Source organism: Saccharopolyspora terrae (genome assembly GCF_004348435.1).
In the GTDB taxonomy this organism is placed as follows: Bacteria; Actinomycetota; Actinomycetes; order Mycobacteriales; family Pseudonocardiaceae; genus Saccharopolyspora; species Saccharopolyspora endophytica.
On record NZ_SMKS01000027.1, the window covers coordinates 41463 to 56468 of the forward strand.

16 protein-coding genes are annotated in these 15006 nt (G+C 68.6%); 7 read left to right on the forward strand and 9 right to left on the reverse strand.

What is annotated here, in order from left to right; genetic code table 11:
• Positions 1-42 precede the first annotated feature (42 nt).
• The 3 genes from E1181_RS16655 to E1181_RS16670 all read right to left on the reverse strand — a co-directional run bounded on the left by E1181_RS16655 (position 43) and on the right by E1181_RS16670 (position 2707).
• Entirely contained in the window at positions 43-1176 is a 1134-nt protein-coding gene (locus tag E1181_RS16655) for a glutathione-independent formaldehyde dehydrogenase (RefSeq protein WP_132675791.1), read from the reverse strand.
• A gap of 89 nt (positions 1177-1265) precedes the next feature.
• On the reverse strand, positions 1266-1961 hold the full coding sequence (locus tag E1181_RS16660; RefSeq protein ID WP_132675793.1) for a TetR/AcrR family transcriptional regulator: 696 nt from the start codon (positions 1959-1961) through the stop codon (positions 1266-1268).
• Between the two features lie 500 nt (positions 1962-2461).
• Entirely contained in the window at positions 2462-2707 is a 246-nt protein-coding gene (locus tag E1181_RS16670) for a zinc finger protein (RefSeq protein WP_165944643.1), read from the reverse strand.
• A gap of 188 nt (positions 2708-2895) precedes the next feature.
• Here E1181_RS16670 and E1181_RS16675 point away from each other — a divergent pair, with 188 nt between their 5' ends.
• The 5 genes from E1181_RS16675 to E1181_RS16695 all read left to right on the forward strand — a co-directional run bounded on the left by E1181_RS16675 (position 2896) and on the right by E1181_RS16695 (position 7650).
• Positions 2896-3756 carry a helix-turn-helix domain-containing protein gene (locus E1181_RS16675; protein WP_132675797.1) on the forward strand — a complete coding sequence of 287 codons (861 nt, stop codon included), beginning with the start codon at positions 2896-2898 and terminating at the stop codon, positions 3754-3756.
• 20 nt (positions 3757-3776) lie between these two features.
• Positions 3777-3962, forward strand: coding sequence for a DUF397 domain-containing protein (locus tag E1181_RS16680; RefSeq protein WP_132675799.1), 186 nt, complete (start codon positions 3777-3779; stop codon positions 3960-3962).
• A gap of 438 nt (positions 3963-4400) precedes the next feature.
• Positions 4401-5348, forward strand: coding sequence for a deoxyribose-phosphate aldolase (gene deoC / locus E1181_RS16685; protein ID WP_132675801.1), 948 nt, complete (start codon positions 4401-4403; stop codon positions 5346-5348).
• A complete protein-coding gene (locus tag E1181_RS16690) occupies positions 5349-6785 on the forward strand; it encodes an aldehyde dehydrogenase family protein (protein WP_132675803.1) in 1437 nt (478 codons plus the stop codon).
• Positions 6778-7650, forward strand: a complete 873-nt coding sequence (locus E1181_RS16695) for an aldehyde dehydrogenase family protein (protein WP_132675805.1) — start codon at positions 6778-6780, stop codon at positions 7648-7650. The genes E1181_RS16690 and E1181_RS16695 overlap by 8 nt, the downstream gene beginning before the upstream one ends.
• A 4-nt stretch (positions 7651-7654) precedes the next feature.
• Here E1181_RS16695 and E1181_RS16700 read toward each other — a convergent pair whose 3' ends face one another.
• The 3 genes from E1181_RS16700 to E1181_RS16710 all read right to left on the reverse strand — a co-directional run bounded on the left by E1181_RS16700 (position 7655) and on the right by E1181_RS16710 (position 9296).
• Positions 7655-8281 (reverse strand): HAAS signaling domain-containing protein, encoded by a 627-nt coding sequence (locus E1181_RS16700; RefSeq protein ID WP_132675806.1) that lies wholly within the window; start codon positions 8279-8281, stop codon positions 7655-7657.
• Positions 8278-8631 (reverse strand): PadR family transcriptional regulator, encoded by a 354-nt coding sequence (locus E1181_RS16705; RefSeq protein WP_132675807.1) that lies wholly within the window; start codon positions 8629-8631, stop codon positions 8278-8280. The genes E1181_RS16700 and E1181_RS16705 overlap by 4 nt, the downstream gene beginning before the upstream one ends.
• An 83-nt stretch (positions 8632-8714) precedes the next feature.
• Positions 8715-9296 carry an SMI1/KNR4 family protein gene (locus E1181_RS16710; protein ID WP_132675808.1) on the reverse strand — a complete coding sequence of 194 codons (582 nt, stop codon included), beginning with the start codon at positions 9294-9296 and terminating at the stop codon, positions 8715-8717.
• Between the two features lie 257 nt (positions 9297-9553).
• On the opposite strand from E1181_RS16710, the gene E1181_RS16715 reads away from it, so the two are divergent.
• Positions 9554-10777 carry a primosomal protein gene (locus E1181_RS16715; protein ID WP_132675809.1) on the forward strand — a complete coding sequence of 408 codons (1224 nt, stop codon included), beginning with the start codon at positions 9554-9556 and terminating at the stop codon, positions 10775-10777.
• Positions 10778-10783: 6 nt separating this feature from the next.
• On the opposite strand, the gene E1181_RS16720 is transcribed toward E1181_RS16715, so the two are convergent.
• The 3 genes from E1181_RS16720 to E1181_RS16730 all read right to left on the reverse strand — a co-directional run bounded on the left by E1181_RS16720 (position 10784) and on the right by E1181_RS16730 (position 13416).
• Positions 10784-11359: an RNA polymerase sigma factor gene (locus tag E1181_RS16720; RefSeq protein ID WP_132675810.1), complete on the reverse strand. Its 576-nt coding sequence runs from the start codon at positions 11357-11359 to the stop codon at positions 10784-10786.
• Between the two features lie 95 nt (positions 11360-11454).
• Positions 11455-12219 (reverse strand): IclR family transcriptional regulator, encoded by a 765-nt coding sequence (locus tag E1181_RS16725; protein ID WP_165944644.1) that lies wholly within the window; start codon positions 12217-12219, stop codon positions 11455-11457.
• A 108-nt stretch (positions 12220-12327) separates the two neighbouring features.
• Positions 12328-13416 (reverse strand): adenosine deaminase, encoded by a 1089-nt coding sequence (locus E1181_RS16730; protein ID WP_132675811.1) that lies wholly within the window; start codon positions 13414-13416, stop codon positions 12328-12330.
• Between the two features lie 345 nt (positions 13417-13761).
• Here E1181_RS16730 and E1181_RS16735 point away from each other — a divergent pair, with 345 nt between their 5' ends.
• Complete coding sequence (locus E1181_RS16735; RefSeq protein ID WP_132675812.1) at positions 13762-15000, forward strand: hypothetical protein; 1239 nt, start codon at positions 13762-13764, stop codon at positions 14998-15000.
• The last annotated feature ends 6 nt before the right edge of the window (positions 15001-15006 follow it).

Below are 15006 nucleotides of genomic sequence, written 5' to 3' on the forward strand. Positions count from 1 at the left end.
CCCGGCGTACCGACTTGCGCGAACGTGTCGCCGATCGCACGTCTACGGGTGCAGGACGACCTTCGTGTAGCCCTCGATGCGCTGGTCGAACTTGCTGTAGGCATCAGGGGCGTCGTCCAGCGACAGCTCGTGGGAGACCACGAAGCTCGGCTTCGCCCGACCCGAGATGATCATGTCCCGCAGCTGCCGGTTGTAGCGCTTGACGTTGCACTGGCCGGTGCCGACGACCTGGCCCTTCTCGAACATCCTCCCGATGGACACCAGCAGCATGCCCTTCTTCGCGTCCTCCGACGGACCGCCCGGATCCGCGGGCACGTAGAGACCGGGCACGCCGAGACGCCCGGTCGGGCGCACGGTTTCGATCAGCGAGTTGAGCACGATGGCGGGTTCTTCCTTGGTCGCGTCGCCGACCTGCGCCTGGTAGCCGACGGCGTCGACGCCCTTGTCCGTCCCCTCGCCGTCGGTCTTGTCCTTGATCATCTGGACCGGATCGCCCTGCGAGAAGTCGATCGGGATCGCGCCCATCTCCTCGGCCTTGGCCAGCCGCTCCGAGACGCGGTCCACGCAGAACACCCGGGACGCGCCGCGCAGCAGCGCGGAGTAGGCGGCCATCAGGCCGACCGGCCCCGCCCCGTACACCGCGACGCTCTCGCCCGGCGAGACCTGCGCGAGCTCGCACCCGTGGTAGCCGGTCGGGAAGATGTCGGCCAGCAGCACGAAGTCCGTCTCGTGCTCGTTGCCGGCGGGCAGCTTCAGGCAGTTGAAGTCGGCGTGCGGGACGCGCAGGTACTCGGCCTGCCCGCCGGTGTAGGGCCCCATGGAGACGTAGCCGTAGGCCCCGCCCGCGAACCCCGGGTTCACGGTGAGGCAGAAGCCGGTGTTGCCCGCCATGCAGTTCTTGCAGAAACCGCAGGCCACGTTGAACGGCATCACCACCCGGTCACCCTTGGCCAGGCTGACGACGCCCTCACCGAGCTCCTCGACAACGCCCATGTTCTCGTGCCCGAACACGATCCCCGGCTCAGCGGCCGTGCGCCCCTCGTACATGTGCAGGTCCGAGCCGCAGATCGCGGTCGACGTCACCCGCACGATCACGTCGCTGGGGTGCTGGATCCTCGGACTCTCCACCTCATTCACAGCAACCCGGTAAGGCTCCTGGTACACGACGGCCTTCATCTCAGACCTCCAGAACACATGCGTGACCACTCATGGCCCCCGGGGACTACCCACCTCCGGCCACGCGCACTCCCACGGTCGGAGGACTTTCAGCGGGAACGGGCCGTCACACCGTCGAGGAGGAGGTCGAGACCGAACTCGAAGCGCTCGCGGTAGTCGCCCTGCGACAGCACGGGCACCATCGACACCAAGGTCGGGAAGCGGTCCGCGGGCAGGGCCGCGAAGTACTGCTCCACCTGCCGGATCCGCTCGGCCCGCTGCTCGTCGCCGAGGCCGAAGTCGGCGCTGAGCTCCATCGCGGCGGCCGTCGCGAACAGCGCGATGGCGTCGACCGCGAAGGCGACCTCCCGGTCCGGCAGGCCGGCCGCTCGCAGGATCGACAGCATGGCTTCGGTGACGGTCAGGGCGTTCGAGCCGGTGGGCGCCGGGGTGCGGAGCACGACCTGGGCGATGCCGGGGTGCGCGCTGAAGACCTCGACCTGCCGGTTGACCAGGTCCTTGATCTGCTGCCGCCAGTTCGCCGGGTCCGGGTCGGGGACCTCGATCTCGCCGATGACCAGGTCGAGCATCAGCTCGTGCAGCTCGTCCTTGTTGCGCACGTGGGCGTAGAGCGAGGCGGCTCCGGTGCCGAGGCGTTGCGCGACCTTGCGCATGCTGACCGCGTCGAGCCCTTCGGTGTCCAGCAGCTCCAGGGCGGTGCGGACGATCAGCTCCAGGCTCAGCGGTCGTTTGACCGGGCGCTCCCGCGCGGCTCGTTGCTGCCAGGGCGGAACGGGCACCGACATCTGCTGACCTCCACTTCGGACTGCGAACACCGTACTTGAGGCGAACACCGTTCGAGAGTAGAACAGTGTTCATTTAGCTCGAACACCGTTCGCCGGGGTTGATGATGGAGAGAGTTCCGGTCCTGGCGGCGCCCGATCGGCGAGCTGATCGCGGAGAGCCAGTACCGCAACGCGGTCGTGCGCGACGCCCCGGAGTGGGCAGAGCCCGGCGATCCGCCGCCGATCGAGGACCCCGGTCTCCTGCTGTTCGGGTTCCGCCATCCCGGCGCGGTGGTCCGCGAGCCCGGCGACGAGGGCGAGGCCATGGAGGAACCCACGAATCCCACGGGACGACCGGGTTCTCGCGCCCCGCACGTCTGTCTGTCCACACCGGACGGTCGCGCTTCCACCATCGACCACACGACGACCTCTGCCGCATCGGCGATCGCGACTACACCGATGCCGAGCGCGCCCTGGTGCGCGACGAACTCACCGAAGAGCGCCCCTGCGGGCGGTGATCGTCAGCGCCTGCCGCCCCGAGGCGGGTGGAGGCGGTCGCGGGTCGCGGTGGCGGTGAGCCAGCAGGTGTCGCAGGTCGGGGACAGCCAGTCGATCGCAGTCGGTTTGCCGACGTGGATCGTTTCGCCGCAGAGGGTTTCGCGCTCCTCGCCGGGATGCGGCGGTTCCGTGGGGTGCAGGGCGTGGCGGAGACCGCCGTGCGGGCGCCAGTAGGCGACCAGCCGCTGGCCGTTGAAGAGCTCGGACACGTTGCCTCCCAGTGGTCGTCGGACGCGGAGCGCCGGCCGGGAGTCGGGGGAGGAAGACCGACCGGCACCACCGCCAGCGATGACCCTGCGTGTTGCTATCGTCACCGCTTGCGATCAAGATAGGGATCGTCTTGCTAATTAGCTAGCCAGTGCACGCGAATGTGTGGTCATGGAAAGGCGGAGATCCTGTGGCTCCGAGTTCACCGACCGTCGCGAACTGGGCCCTCGGCCTGCGGATCAAGCAGAAGCGAGAAGCAGCCGGGCTCAACGGAACCGGCGCCGCCAAACGGGTCGGCATCACCGGCGCGTACCTGTCCGAGGTCGAGAAGGGAAAGAAGAACCTCTCGCCGGACAGGCTCGACGAGCTGATCGAGATCTACGAGTTCGACAGCGACGAGGCGGAAGAACTCCGCCAGCTCCGTGAGCAGGCCAGCCATCGCGGCTGGTGGACCCGCTACTCGGCGATCTTCACCGACGAACTGCTCCGCTTCTTCGGCTACGAACACGGCGCCGAGAGCATCCACACCTACGACAACGGGCTGGTCAACGGGCTCCTTCAAACCGAGGAATACGCCCGCGCAGTCATCGAATCCGGCAGCCCCAACGTTCGTCTGGCCGAGGTCGACCCGAGATCGGACGCGCGACTCGTCCGGCAACAGCGCCTCCGCGGAACGGACCCGCTGCGAATGACCGCAGTCATGAGCGAAGCGGTGCTGCGCCAGCAGATCGGCGGCCCACAAACCCTGAAAGGCCAGCTCGATCACTTGGCTCACCTCATCGAGGAACTGCACGAGACCCTCGAAGTGCTCATCGTTCCGTTCGACGCGACCGGGCATCACGCGATGAACGGTGCCAGCTTCCACATCATGGCGTTTCCGAGTGGAACTCTCCCCACTCTGATCTGGCAAGAGAGCGTCACCTCGACCGGGTTGATCACAGATTCACTCACCGTGCGGGAGTACGCCCTCGCGCACTCCGAAGCAGTGAAGGCAGCGCTGAGCCGCGAGGACTCTCTCGCGCTCGTCCGTGAGAGCTTCAAGGCGCTGTGATTCACAGTTAGTATCACCGCATGGAGTTCAGTCCGGAGGCGTGGCGCAAGTCGACCCGGAGCGCCACGAACGCTTCGTGCGTCGAGGTCGCAGTCACCACCAACGCCGTCGGCGTCCGCGACACCAAGGACCGCGCCGGAGGAACCCTCACCTTCGACCGCGACCAGTGGAACGACTTCCTCACCGCACTCCGCCACCAGCGATGAGCCAACCGGGCGCAACGACGAACCACTCCTCGCCGCGCCCTTCCCCTCCCCACGCGACCTCGCGCGCGCTGACGGCATCGCACCCTTCGGCGTCGAGCCCCAAGCCCGCGAGGCCTGAGTCGAATTTCGCGAGAAATTCGACCCCCAAAGTTCAGGCTCGAATTTCGCGCGAAATTCGAATCCCCCCGCGCCCGGGCGTGTAGTCCCTGGTCAGGGAGGCGAGGTGTCGAATTTCGCGAGAAATTCGAGTCCCGAAGTTCCAGGTCGAATTTCGCGCGAAATTCGACTGGGGGTGTCCCGCGGGGCGTCATGCTGGGCTTCGAGCAGAGGCTGTGGGGGCGTTCGAGCAGGTGACGGTGGGGTTCGTGTGGGGACGTTGGGGGTGGCGTGATCCCTCCATTGGGACGCGAGTTCTTGGTCTCGACCTAGACTGCCGGTATGGCATGGACGCCGTTCGATCTTGACGACGCCGTGCGGGATGACCGGTCGTTGCGCCGGTTCCTGCACGGTCTTCCTGGCGTTGACCAGGTGGGACTGGAGCAGCGGGCGGCCGGGTTGGGGACCCGGAGCGTCAAGAAGGACTCGAAGCTCTGGGCCATCGACACCGCGATCTCCATGGTCGACCTGACGACCCTGGAAGGCGCCGACACCGAGGGCAAGGTCCGGGCGCTGTGCGCCAAGGCCCGTCGGCCCGACCCGGGTCAGGACGGGATTCCGCAGGTCGCGGCCGTGTGCGTGTACTCCGACCTGGCCGCCACCGCCGTCGCCGAGCTTGACGGGTCGGGGATCCACGTGGCCTCGGTGGCCACCTCGTTCCCCTCCGGGCGAGCCGCGCGGGCCGTGAAGCTCGCCGACGTGGAGCACGCCGTGGCCGCCGGGACCGACGAGATCGACATGGTCATCGACCGGGGAGCGTTCCTGGCCGGGCGCTACGGGCAGGTCTTCGACGAGATCAAGGCCGTCAAGGCCGCCTGCGGGGACGCGCACCTCAAGGTCATCCTGGAGACCGGCGAGCTGGCGACCTGCGACAACGTGCGCCGGGCGTCGTGGCTGGCGCTGCTGGCCGGGGGCGACTTCATCAAGACCTCCACCGGCAAGGTCTCCCCCGCCGCGACGCTGCCGGTGACGCACCTGATGCTGCAGGCCGTGCGCGACTGGCGGGACTCCACCGGCGAGCTGCGCGGCGTCAAACCCGCGGGCGGCATCCGCAACACCAAGGACGCGATCCGCTACCTGGTGGCGGTGCACGAAGTGGCCGGTCCCGAGTGGCTCACCCCCGACCTGTTCCGGTTCGGCGCGTCCAGCCTGCTCAACGATCTGCTGATGCAGCGGCGAACCCAGCTCGAAGGCCACTACAGCGGCCCCGACTACGTGGCGGTGGACTAGATGACCAGCCCTTGGGAGTACGCGCCCGCGCCGGAGTCGCGCGAGCTCGCCGACCTCAAGCCGAGTTACCGGATGTTCGTCGACGGCGAGTTCGTCGACGGCGGCGGGCAGACCATCAAGACCGTCAACCCGGCGACCGAGGAAACCCTCGCCGAGGTGGCCTCGGCCGACACCGGTGACGTGGACCGGGCGGTCGCCGCCGCGCGCCGCGCCTACGACCAGGTCTGGTCGAAGTTGCCGGGCAAGGAGCGGGCGAAGTACCTGTTCCGGATCGCGCGGCTCATCCAGGAGCGCGGCCGCGAGCTGGCGGTGCTGGAGACGCTGGACAACGGCAAGCCCATCAAGGAATCCCGCGACGTCGACGTCCCCACCGCCGCCGCGCACTTCTTCCACCACGCCGGCTGGGCCGACAAGCTCGACCACGCCGGTTTCGGGCCCCACCCGAAACCGCTGGGCGTGGCCGGTCAGGTGATCCCGTGGAACTTCCCGCTGCTGATGCTCGCGTGGAAGATCGCACCCGCGCTGGCCTGCGGCAACACCGTGGTGCTCAAGCCCGCCGAGACGACTCCGCTGAGCGCGCTGGTGTTCGCCGACATCTGCCGCCAGGCCGGGCTCCCGGCGGGCGTGGTCAACATCGTGCCGGGTGCCGGCGACGTCGGGGCCGCGCTGGTGGCGCACTCCGACGTGGACAAGGTGGCCTTCACCGGTTCGACCGAGGTCGGCAAGCAGATCCAGCGGACCGTGGCCGGGACCGGCAAGAAGCTGACGCTGGAGCTCGGCGGCAAGGCGGCCAACATCGTCTTCGACGACGCGCCGGTGGACCAGACCGTCGAGGGCATCGTCAACGGCATCTTCTTCAACCAGGGCCACGTGTGCTGCGCCGGTTCTCGGCTGCTGGTGCAGGAGTCGGTGGCCGAGGAGCTGCTGGAGAAGCTGCGGACGCGGGTGAGCGCGCTGCGCGTGGGTGACCCGCTGGACAAGAACACCGACGTCGGCGCCATCAACTCCGCCGAGCAGCTCAGTAGGATCACCGAGCTGACCGCCAGCGGCGAGACCGAGGGCGCCCAGCGCTGGAGCAGCCCTTGCGAGCTGCCGGAACGCGGTTTCTTCTTCGCGCCGACGGTGTTCTCCAGGGTGCAGCAGTCGATGCGGATCGCCCGCGAGGAGATCTTCGGCCCCGTCCTGTCGGTGCTGACCTTCCGCACCCCCGACGAGGCGATCGCCAAGGCCAACAACACGCCCTACGGGCTGTCGGCCGGGATCTGGACCGAGAAGGGCTCGCGGATCCTGTGGGCGGCGCAGAAGCTGCGCGCGGGCGTGGTGTGGGCGAACACGTTCAACCGGTTCGACCCGACCGCGCCCTTCGGCGGTTACCGCGAATCCGGGTTCGGCCGCGAGGGCGGCCGGGCTGGTTTGGAGGCGTACCTCGATGTCTGACATTGCCGGCCGGCTGGCCGTCGCCAAGACCTACAAGCTCTACATCGGTGGCGCGTTCCCGCGCTCCGAATCCGGACGGGTGTTCGCCGTGACCTCTGCGGACGGGGAGTTCCAGGCCAACGTCGCGCACGCCTCGCGCAAGGACGTGCGCGACGCCGTCGCCGCGGCCCGCAATGCGTTCAGCGGCTGGTCCCGTGCCACCGCCTACAACCGGGGTCAGGTGCTGTTCCGCATCGCCGAGGTGATGGAGGGGCGGCGCGAGCAGTTCGCCGCCGAGGTCTCCACCGCCGAGGGCGTCTCCCGGGAGACCGCGCTGTCCACTGTGGATACCGCGGTGGATCGCCTGGTCTGGTACGCGGGCTGGACCGACAAGATCGCGATGGTGCTCGGCGCGTCGAACCCGGTCGCGGGCCCGTACTTCTCGTTCAGCACGCCCGAGCCGACCGGGGTCGTGGGCGTGCTGGCGCCGCAGGAGTCCTCGCTGCTGGGGCTGGTCAGCGTGATCGCCCCGGTGATCTCCGCGGGCAACACCTGCGTGGTCGTGGCCTCCGGCGAGCGGCCGCTCCCCGCGATCACGCTCGCGGAGGTGCTGGCCACCTCGGACGTTCCCGGCGGGGTGGTCAACGTGCTGACCGGCCGGGCCGCCGAGCTCGGCCCGTGGCTGGCCTCCCACGCCGACGTCAACGCCCTGGACCCGACCGGGGCCTCCGCCGAGCTGCGCGGCGAGCTCGCGCGCTCGGCCGCCGACACCGTCAAGCGGGTGCTGCCGGTCCGCGGCGAACCCGACTGGACCGGCGAACCCGATCTCCAGCGCCTGCGCGCCTTCACCGAGATCAAGACCGTGTGGCACCCCGTGGGGACGTGAAGTTTCAGCTGAAACTTCCCTTGATCGGGTAGCGGACGCGGCCTCGGCGGATGGACCAGCCGAGCAGCGTGAACAGGGCGATCAGGAACAGGATGCCGAGAGTGAGGATCAGCCAGGTGGGCGCCTCGATCAGCGGCGTCCGGTCGTCGAGGTACTTGTTGCAGAGGATCTGCGAGGCGACCCCCAGGGCCACGACCACGGCGGCGGCTCCGCCGAACGCCTTGTTGTGCGACGAAGCGGTGTAGGCGCGGAAGGCCAGCAGGCAGGCCAGCACGATCACGACCAGCAGGGCCGGCTGGGCGACCACGTCGCGCAGCGTGTAGCCGACCGTGGGCGCGTCGCTCAGACCGTCACCCCAGAACGTCTGGCCGAACATGGCGAGAGCACCCCCCGCGACCATCGTGAGGATGGCGGCACCGGTCGAGCGCTTGCCGGTGGCCGTGTCGAGCTGGGCGACGACCTGGCGGGCGTAGTCGCGCGGCTTGCCGAAGGCCTCCACGGGGTCCTCGCCGGTCTCCGTCACGTGCGCTTCCACCTCGGCGACCACCTCACCGATGCGCGTTCCGGATATCTCGTGAACGCGCAGGGCCTTCACCAGGTCATCGCGGTACTTCCGGTCCAGCGTCATCATGCTTGCACCCCTCGTTCCACAACGGCGATCGAGTTCCGGGCGAACTCGACCCACTTCGGTCCCATCTCCGCCAGCGCGGCACGGCCCTGATCGGTCAGCGAGAAGAACTTCCGACCTGGGCCGCCTTCGCCCGCCCGCCACTCCGCCTGCAGCAGGCCGTCGGCGGCCAGCCGGTTGAGCAGCGGGTAGAGCGTTCCGGCCTTCATGTCCGGCAGTCCGGCTTCGGCCAACCGCTGCAGCAGCGTGTAGCCGTAGCCCTCCCCGCCTTCGGCCAGCAGCGCCAGCACCGCGAGGTCGAGCACCCCGCGCAGCCATTGCGTCTGCCTGGCCGTCGTCGTCCGTTCCGCCATGACTAGAACGTAACACCGACTAGTGTGCGAGACCAACTAGTGGGTCAGGAAAAATCCCCACCGGAACTCCGATGGGGATCTGATCAGCGGATTTGCCAGTCCAGGCGGCCGTCCTCGGTCACGGTCGGGTAGCTGTGCCCCGCGGGGGCGCCGTCGGTCAGCGCCCGGTGCACGTCGGCGAGCATCGCCGTGATGCCCTGCCACTCCGGCCGCAGCACCTGCGCGTGCTCCTGCTCCCACTCCAGCACGCACCCGCGCAACGGCCCCGGCCGCAGGTCGACCACCAGCTCGTCGGCGAACCCGTCACCGGCGATCGGGATCCACGACGGGTGGAAGCTCGACCCCGGCGATCCCGCGTAGTAGTCGCAGGCCGGCCGGTCCCACTGCGCCGTCCAGGTCTTGCGGTGATCGCGCCACGCCGACAACGCCTGGTGCGCGCCGTACGGCGTGTAGAACGGTGGCAGGACGTCGGCCAGCACGTCGCCCTCGGTACCGCCGCAGCAGATCCACAGCGCTCGCAGCTCGTCCGGCAGCTCAACGGAGAACTCGCCCTCGAGCTCGACGAAGTCGGGTTTCCGAACTGGCGGACGCAGAGCGGCTGCGGTGACCGGCGCATGTCGCCCGAGCCAGTGCGCGATCTGACTCCACAGCTCCGTGACATCCATTCCGATCATGATCGCCGGTCGCGCACCGGGGTGGTACCGCCAAAGGGGACTTCGAAGGCGAACGGTGAAGCCGCTGGACCGAACAGCGGAACCGGGTAGCCCGAAGCCCGAGAAGCGACAGGAGATCGTTACCAACTGTTCCGTCCGCTGTTGCAATGATCGAACGAGATACGGTGACACCGGACCAGGGCACAAGCCGTCCACGGCCAACCCGTAGGCTTCCGCGGGGTCTGGTTCTGGTGACCGGAGGTAGAGAGATGGCGCAGGACATCGTCCCCATCGAGCTCGGGCTGCCGCAGGGAGACGTCGTCACCCTGTGGGCACCGCACTGGCGCGAAGATGGTGAGGAATGGGAAGCGTTCCTCGGGTACGGGGATGACCTCTACGGATTCCCCGATCCCGCGCGGCTTGCCGCGTTCGTGCGCACAGCACGGGAACACGACCTCGACGACCACCCGGCGTGGCACGTGGTGCCCGCGCTGTCGGCCGTCGAGCTCAGCCCCGACGAGGACCACCAGTTCGACCTGGTGGGCGTCCCGGAGCTGGTGGCGGAGCCGCTGGACACCTGGACCGTCGCCGAGCTCGCCGACATCGTCGAGATCGCCCGGTCGCTGGCCGAGGTGTGCGAGCTCGACGCCGTGGACGAGGTCCTCGACTCGGCCGACGGCTTCTCCCTGCTCAACCAGGGCATGCTGGCCTTCAACGGCCGCGACGGGCAGAAGCGCTGGAACGAGCTGTGCAAGGTCGTGGTGGAGCGCTGGGACGAGGTGCTCGACGCCATCGACTCCGTCGTGACCACCCCCGACGTCCCCGCGGACGCGGTCGCCACCGCCGAGACCGAGCTCGCCGAGGCGACCGAGACCTACTCCGACGAGGACACCGCCACCTCGGATTCCGATGTGGACGAGATCGAAGAGGTCGAACTCGGCTTCTGGGGCGAGATCGGCATCGATCCCATCCAGATCGTCACCAGCGACAGCGAGCTCTACACGCTGCGCTGCTACCTCGGCGACGACCCGGTCTTCCTCGGCGAGGACGGCAAGATCGACGTGTTCACCTCGCGGCGCGCGCTCGCCCGCTTCCTCGCCGACGACGAGGCCGTCGAGAACACCGACCTGGCGCGGGTGGCCACCTGGCAGCGCCTGCGCGACGCGGCCACCGGCGGCGAGCTGGAGGTCGAGGTCGAGTCGGACAACACCTACGTGCTGGCCGGCCTGGACGCCGACCTCGGCGAAGGACCGTCCGAAGTGGACCCCACCCAGCTGGACCTGGCCGAGGAGCTGCTGCTCGACGCGGCGGCTTGGGCCGGCGACGACAGCGCCGAGAACGCCCTGCAGTCCTCGGAACGACTGGGCTGGCTGGTGTCGTTCATCCTGCGCCCGAGCCCGAACCGGATGCCCCCGAGCCCGCCGTTCGACGCCGAGGTCCAGATTTGGCGCAAGCTCATGGCCGACCTGGAAGAGCGCTTCCGCAAGCACTGACCCGGCTCAAGCGACCGAGGTCAGCTCCGGCGTCGCGAGGCGCTGCTCGTAGGCCTGGCGGAGTCCCTTGCGGGCCCGGTAGACCAGGGCCGCCGCGCTGTTGCGACTGAGGTTGTAGCGGCGGCTCAGGTCCGACGGCGTCTGGTCCTCCACCTCGACCGACCACAGGACCTGGCGCCAGCGCGCGGGCAGGTGCGCGAACGCCTCGCTCACGCAGGCACTTTCGTGCTCGCCGATGGCACCGTCGGTGAACTGCACCGGTTCCTCCGGCTCGCAGAACTCGTCGATGTCGGCCGCCAGGATCATCCGGCGGGACTTGGCGTTGACGCCCGCGGCGAGGTTGCGGATCGTGGTGAGCAGGTACGCGCGAAACGCCCGGTCCGGCCCGCTCCCCCTGCGCAGCACGTCGAGGATCTTGGCGAACGCCTCCGAGACGAGGTCGTCGGCATCGGCCGGAACCGCCGCGACTTGCAGAGCCATGGTGTGCGCTGCCGTTCTGTGCCGGGCGTAGAGCTCCGCGAACGCGATCATCGATCCCGTTCGGACCTCCTGCAGCAACGTCCCATCGTCGCCCGCTGACATCGGGTAAACCCCTCACTGGCTGCTTGCGCAGAATTTTCCCGCTGCGCTGGAGAGGTTGACAAGGCACCGATTTTCAGATGGTGATCAAAGATCGGTCAGTTCCAGCAGACCCGATCACCCGCCAGCGCGAGGGCGCGGGAGATCTCGTCAGCCGCAGCGCTGAGCGGACGCAGGTAGTCGCCGGTGGTGGCGAGCTTGTGGGCCGGGAACGAGATCGCGAGCGTCACCGGCGAGGTCGCGCACTGGACGCGGGCGGCCAGGCAGGCCGTGCCCAACGAGTACTCCTCGGTGTCGGCGACCAGCTCCGATGGCGGGCGCTCGACCAGTTCGCGCACGCCGGTGATGGTGCGCGGGGTGAGGTCTTCCGGCGGGTGCCTGCGGAAGTGGTCGGCGCGTTCGCCCTTGCTGAGCCCGGCGAGCAGGCACTTGCCGACCGCGGTGGCGTGCGCCGCCTGCCGGAAGTCCACCCACGCGTCCACCCTGGGCGTGCGCGGGCTGTCCACGATCTCGTCGACCTGGACCTCGCCGTCCTGGTAGCGGGCGAGGTAGATCGCCGCGTTGAGGTCCTCGCGGAGTTCGACCATCACGCCGCGGATCTTGGCGCGCAGCTGCTGCGCCTGCGCGGAGTCGTGCAGACCGGTCACCTGCTCGCCGACGATGAACGCGCCGTCGTCGAGCTTGACCAGGTATCCCTCGTGGACGAGGGTCCGCAGCAGGTGGTAGGTCGTCGACAGCGCGAGCCCGGTGTCGCGGGCCAAGCACTTCGCGGTGATCCCGCCGGGGTGCTCGCCGACGACCTCCAGCAGCCGGAGCGCGCGCTGGACCGACGCGATCAACGTGGGTTCGCTGGTCCTTCTCACCTGCGCCTCCAGGACAGTGCGGCGGCTCGAACCTGTGCTGGGCGTCTCCGGCGGCACGACGGTGTGCCGCCGGAGACTGTGCAGCCTAGCGCCATCGCGGTGTCGCGGTCAGGAGAACAGGTCGGCGTAGCCCGGTTTGATCTGCTCGTTGATGATCGCCAGCCGTTCGTCGAACCCGAGGAACGACGACTTCATCGCGTTCACCGTGAACCACTGGAACTCCTCCCAGCCGTAGCCGAAGGTCTCGTGCAGCGCGGCGAACTCGCTGGACATCGAGCAGTGGCTCATCAACCGGTTGTCGGTGTTGATGGTGACGCGGAAGCGCAACCGGGCCAGCAGGCCGATCGGGTGGTCGGCGAGCGAGGACACCGCGCCGGTCTGCAGGTTCGAGGAGGGGCACATCTCCAGCGGGATCCGGCGGTCCCGCACGTAGGAGGCCAGCCGGCCGAGGTGTACCGTGCCGTCGTCGTCGACCTTGATGTCGTCGACGATCCGCACCCCGTGACCGAGCCGTTCTGCGCCGCAGTGCTGAATGGCCTCCCAAATGGAAGGCAATCCGAACGCCTCACCTGCGTGAATGGTGAAGTGCGCGTTCTGCTGCCGCAGGTATTCGAAGGCGTCGAGGTTGCGGGTGGGCGGGAATCCCGCTTCCGGGCCGGCGATGTCGAAGCCGACGACCTGCGCGTCCCGGTACCGAATGGCGAGATTGGCGATTTCGGTGGATCGCGCGTTCTGCCGCATCGCGCACAGCAGCGTGCCGATGCGGATTCGTTTTCCAGCGGCCTCCGCGCGGCGCTCTCCCTCGCGGAATCCGTCCTGCACCGCCTGCACGATCTCGTCCAGGGTCAGGCCTCGTTCCTGGAACAGCTCGGGCGCGTAGCGGACCTCCGCGTAGACCACGCCGTCGTCCGCCAGGTCCTCGGCCGCTTCGGCCGCGACGCGGAACAGGGCTTCACTGGTCTGCATCACGCCCACGGTGTGGGCGAAGGTCTCCAGGTAGCGCTCCAGCGAGCCCGAGTCGGCCGCCGTCACGAACCAACGCGCGAGGTCATCGGCGTTGTCGTGGGGCAACCCGGGATATCCGCCTTCGTGAGCGAGATCGAGGACGGTCTGCGGACGCAGCCCGCCGTCGAGGTGATCGTGCAGCAGCACCTTCGGCGCCTGCCGGATGTTTTCCAGGTTCACCGGTGTCGACATGCGACTACGTTACCCGCCACGTTCCGGGGACTCACGCAGAGACACCGCTTGATCACCCCATGACTTCGACGCTGTTCAGCGGCCATCGACCACTGCGCCGATCGGGGTTCACAACCGATTGGCCGAGCGGCGCCTGCGAAAAAACTCACCCAGATGGACGCAGATGTCTTTCTTAGAGCATTCAGTTCTGGATGGTTGATGCGAACAGCCCATCAACTGAGGGCCGTTCAGCCCCAATTGGCGGATGAATGTCGCGGAATGTAACGGGGGGCGGCTATGAGCGCGAGAATGCAGTGGCTAGGCTTCTCAAGTCCTCACCCCCCTCGACGAAGGACGCCCCTAGCCGTGACCGAGAACATGTCGTTCGACCGCATGCGCAACATGCTCACGCGTGCGGCTGAGATCCGCGAAAGCGAACAGCAGCAGATTTTCGACGCACTCGACGAAATCCACGCCCGGCTCTCCCCGCTCGAGTCCCTGGGCTCGGTGCGCAAGCGCCTGTCCGAGCTGCCCGACCGCACCGAGGTCAGCGTGCTCGCCGAGCGGCTCGACGAGACGCTGGCGAAGCTGGAGGCGCACGACGGTGCGCTGCTGGACCTCAAGGGCGCCGTCGAGACCATCGTGGACAAGCTCGCCAAGCCCTTCGCCCAGCTCGACGGCCGCCTGGACGGCGTCGCGGGGCGGATGGACGGCGTCTCCGGCCGCATGGACGGCCTGGAGGACAAGCTCGGCCACATCCACAAGCGCATGGACGAGCTCGGCTCGCACCTGGACAAGCAGGACAGCCGCCTCGAAGCCCTCCCGGCGTCGGTCAACGACCCGGTGCGCGACCGCATCGACTCGCTGGAGACCAGCCTGCGCGGCCGGTTCGCCGAGATCGACGAGGGCGTGCACGAGCACCTCGACGGGACCCGCGAGGCCCTGCAGCGCGCGGTCACCGACTCCGCGGGCACGACCCAGAAGGGCCTCAGCGAGGCCCAGAAGGAGCTCGCCGCTTCGCAGAAGGAGCTCGCGGAAGCCGTTTCCGGCTCCCGCGACCAGCTGGACTCGAAGCTGGACCACCTCGCCGAGCGCCCGGCCGTGGACCCGACCGACAAGCTCGACGACCTGGCGCAGCGCCTGGAGGCGCTGACCGACCGGCTGGACCAGGTCTCCGGCCGCCTCACCCAGGTCGAGGACAACGTCAACACCCGCATCGACACCGTCGAGCAGGGCGTCAGCACCCGGCTGGACAACGTCGAAGAGGGCGTCAAGACCGGTCTGGGCGAGCTGGGCGGCACGCTGTCGCAGAACCTCTCGCAGCTGTCCGGCACCCTGTCCCAGCGTCCCGACGCCGACAAGCTCAACGCGCTGGTCCGCGAGGCCAACGAGGAGAGCGAGCAGCGGCACGCCGGTCAGCTGGACGAGGCCATGGCCACCTTCGCCGAGCTCATCCTCGGCGGCAGCGCCCAGTCCTCCCCGCCGCCGCCCACGACGCTGCCCCGTCAGCAGCGCCGCGGACGCTCGAAGAGCGCCAAGCGCGACAACGGCGAGAACAAGGCGCTGGAGAGCGGCGACGACGACTTCACCGCCGAGAGCGCCTGAGCAATC

What these genes read in the sequence shown, in the direction of transcription:
- E1181_RS16710 (WP_132675808.1), bottom strand. Translation starts at nt 9,296, where the DNA reads ATGGATGTCACGGAGCTGTGGAGTCAGATCGCGCACTGGCTCGGGCGA.
- E1181_RS16680 (WP_132675799.1), top strand. Translation starts at nt 3,777, where the DNA reads ATGGAGTTCAGTCCGGAGGCGTGGCGCAAGTCGACCCGGAGCGCCACG.
- E1181_RS16705 (WP_132675807.1), bottom strand. Translation starts at nt 8,631, where the DNA reads ATGGCGGAACGGACGACGACGGCCAGGCAGACGCAATGGCTGCGCGGG.
- E1181_RS16715 (WP_132675809.1), top strand. Translation starts at nt 9,554, where the DNA reads ATGGCGCAGGACATCGTCCCCATCGAGCTCGGGCTGCCGCAGGGAGAC.
- E1181_RS16695 (WP_132675805.1), top strand. Translation starts at nt 6,778, where the DNA reads ATGTCTGACATTGCCGGCCGGCTGGCCGTCGCCAAGACCTACAAGCTC.
- E1181_RS16730 (WP_132675811.1), bottom strand. Translation starts at nt 13,416, where the DNA reads ATGTCGACACCGGTGAACCTGGAAAACATCCGGCAGGCGCCGAAGGTG.
- E1181_RS16690 (WP_132675803.1), top strand. Translation starts at nt 5,349, where the DNA reads ATGACCAGCCCTTGGGAGTACGCGCCCGCGCCGGAGTCGCGCGAGCTC.
- E1181_RS16660 (WP_132675793.1), bottom strand. Translation starts at nt 1,961, where the DNA reads ATGTCGGTGCCCGTTCCGCCCTGGCAGCAACGAGCCGCGCGGGAGCGC.
- E1181_RS16700 (WP_132675806.1), bottom strand. Translation starts at nt 8,281, where the DNA reads ATGATGACGCTGGACCGGAAGTACCGCGATGACCTGGTGAAGGCCCTG.
- E1181_RS16655 (WP_132675791.1), bottom strand. Translation starts at nt 1,176, where the DNA reads ATGAAGGCCGTCGTGTACCAGGAGCCTTACCGGGTTGCTGTGAATGAG.
- E1181_RS16720 (WP_132675810.1), bottom strand. Translation starts at nt 11,359, where the DNA reads ATGTCAGCGGGCGACGATGGGACGTTGCTGCAGGAGGTCCGAACGGGA.
- deoC (WP_132675801.1), top strand. Translation starts at nt 4,401, where the DNA reads ATGGCATGGACGCCGTTCGATCTTGACGACGCCGTGCGGGATGACCGG.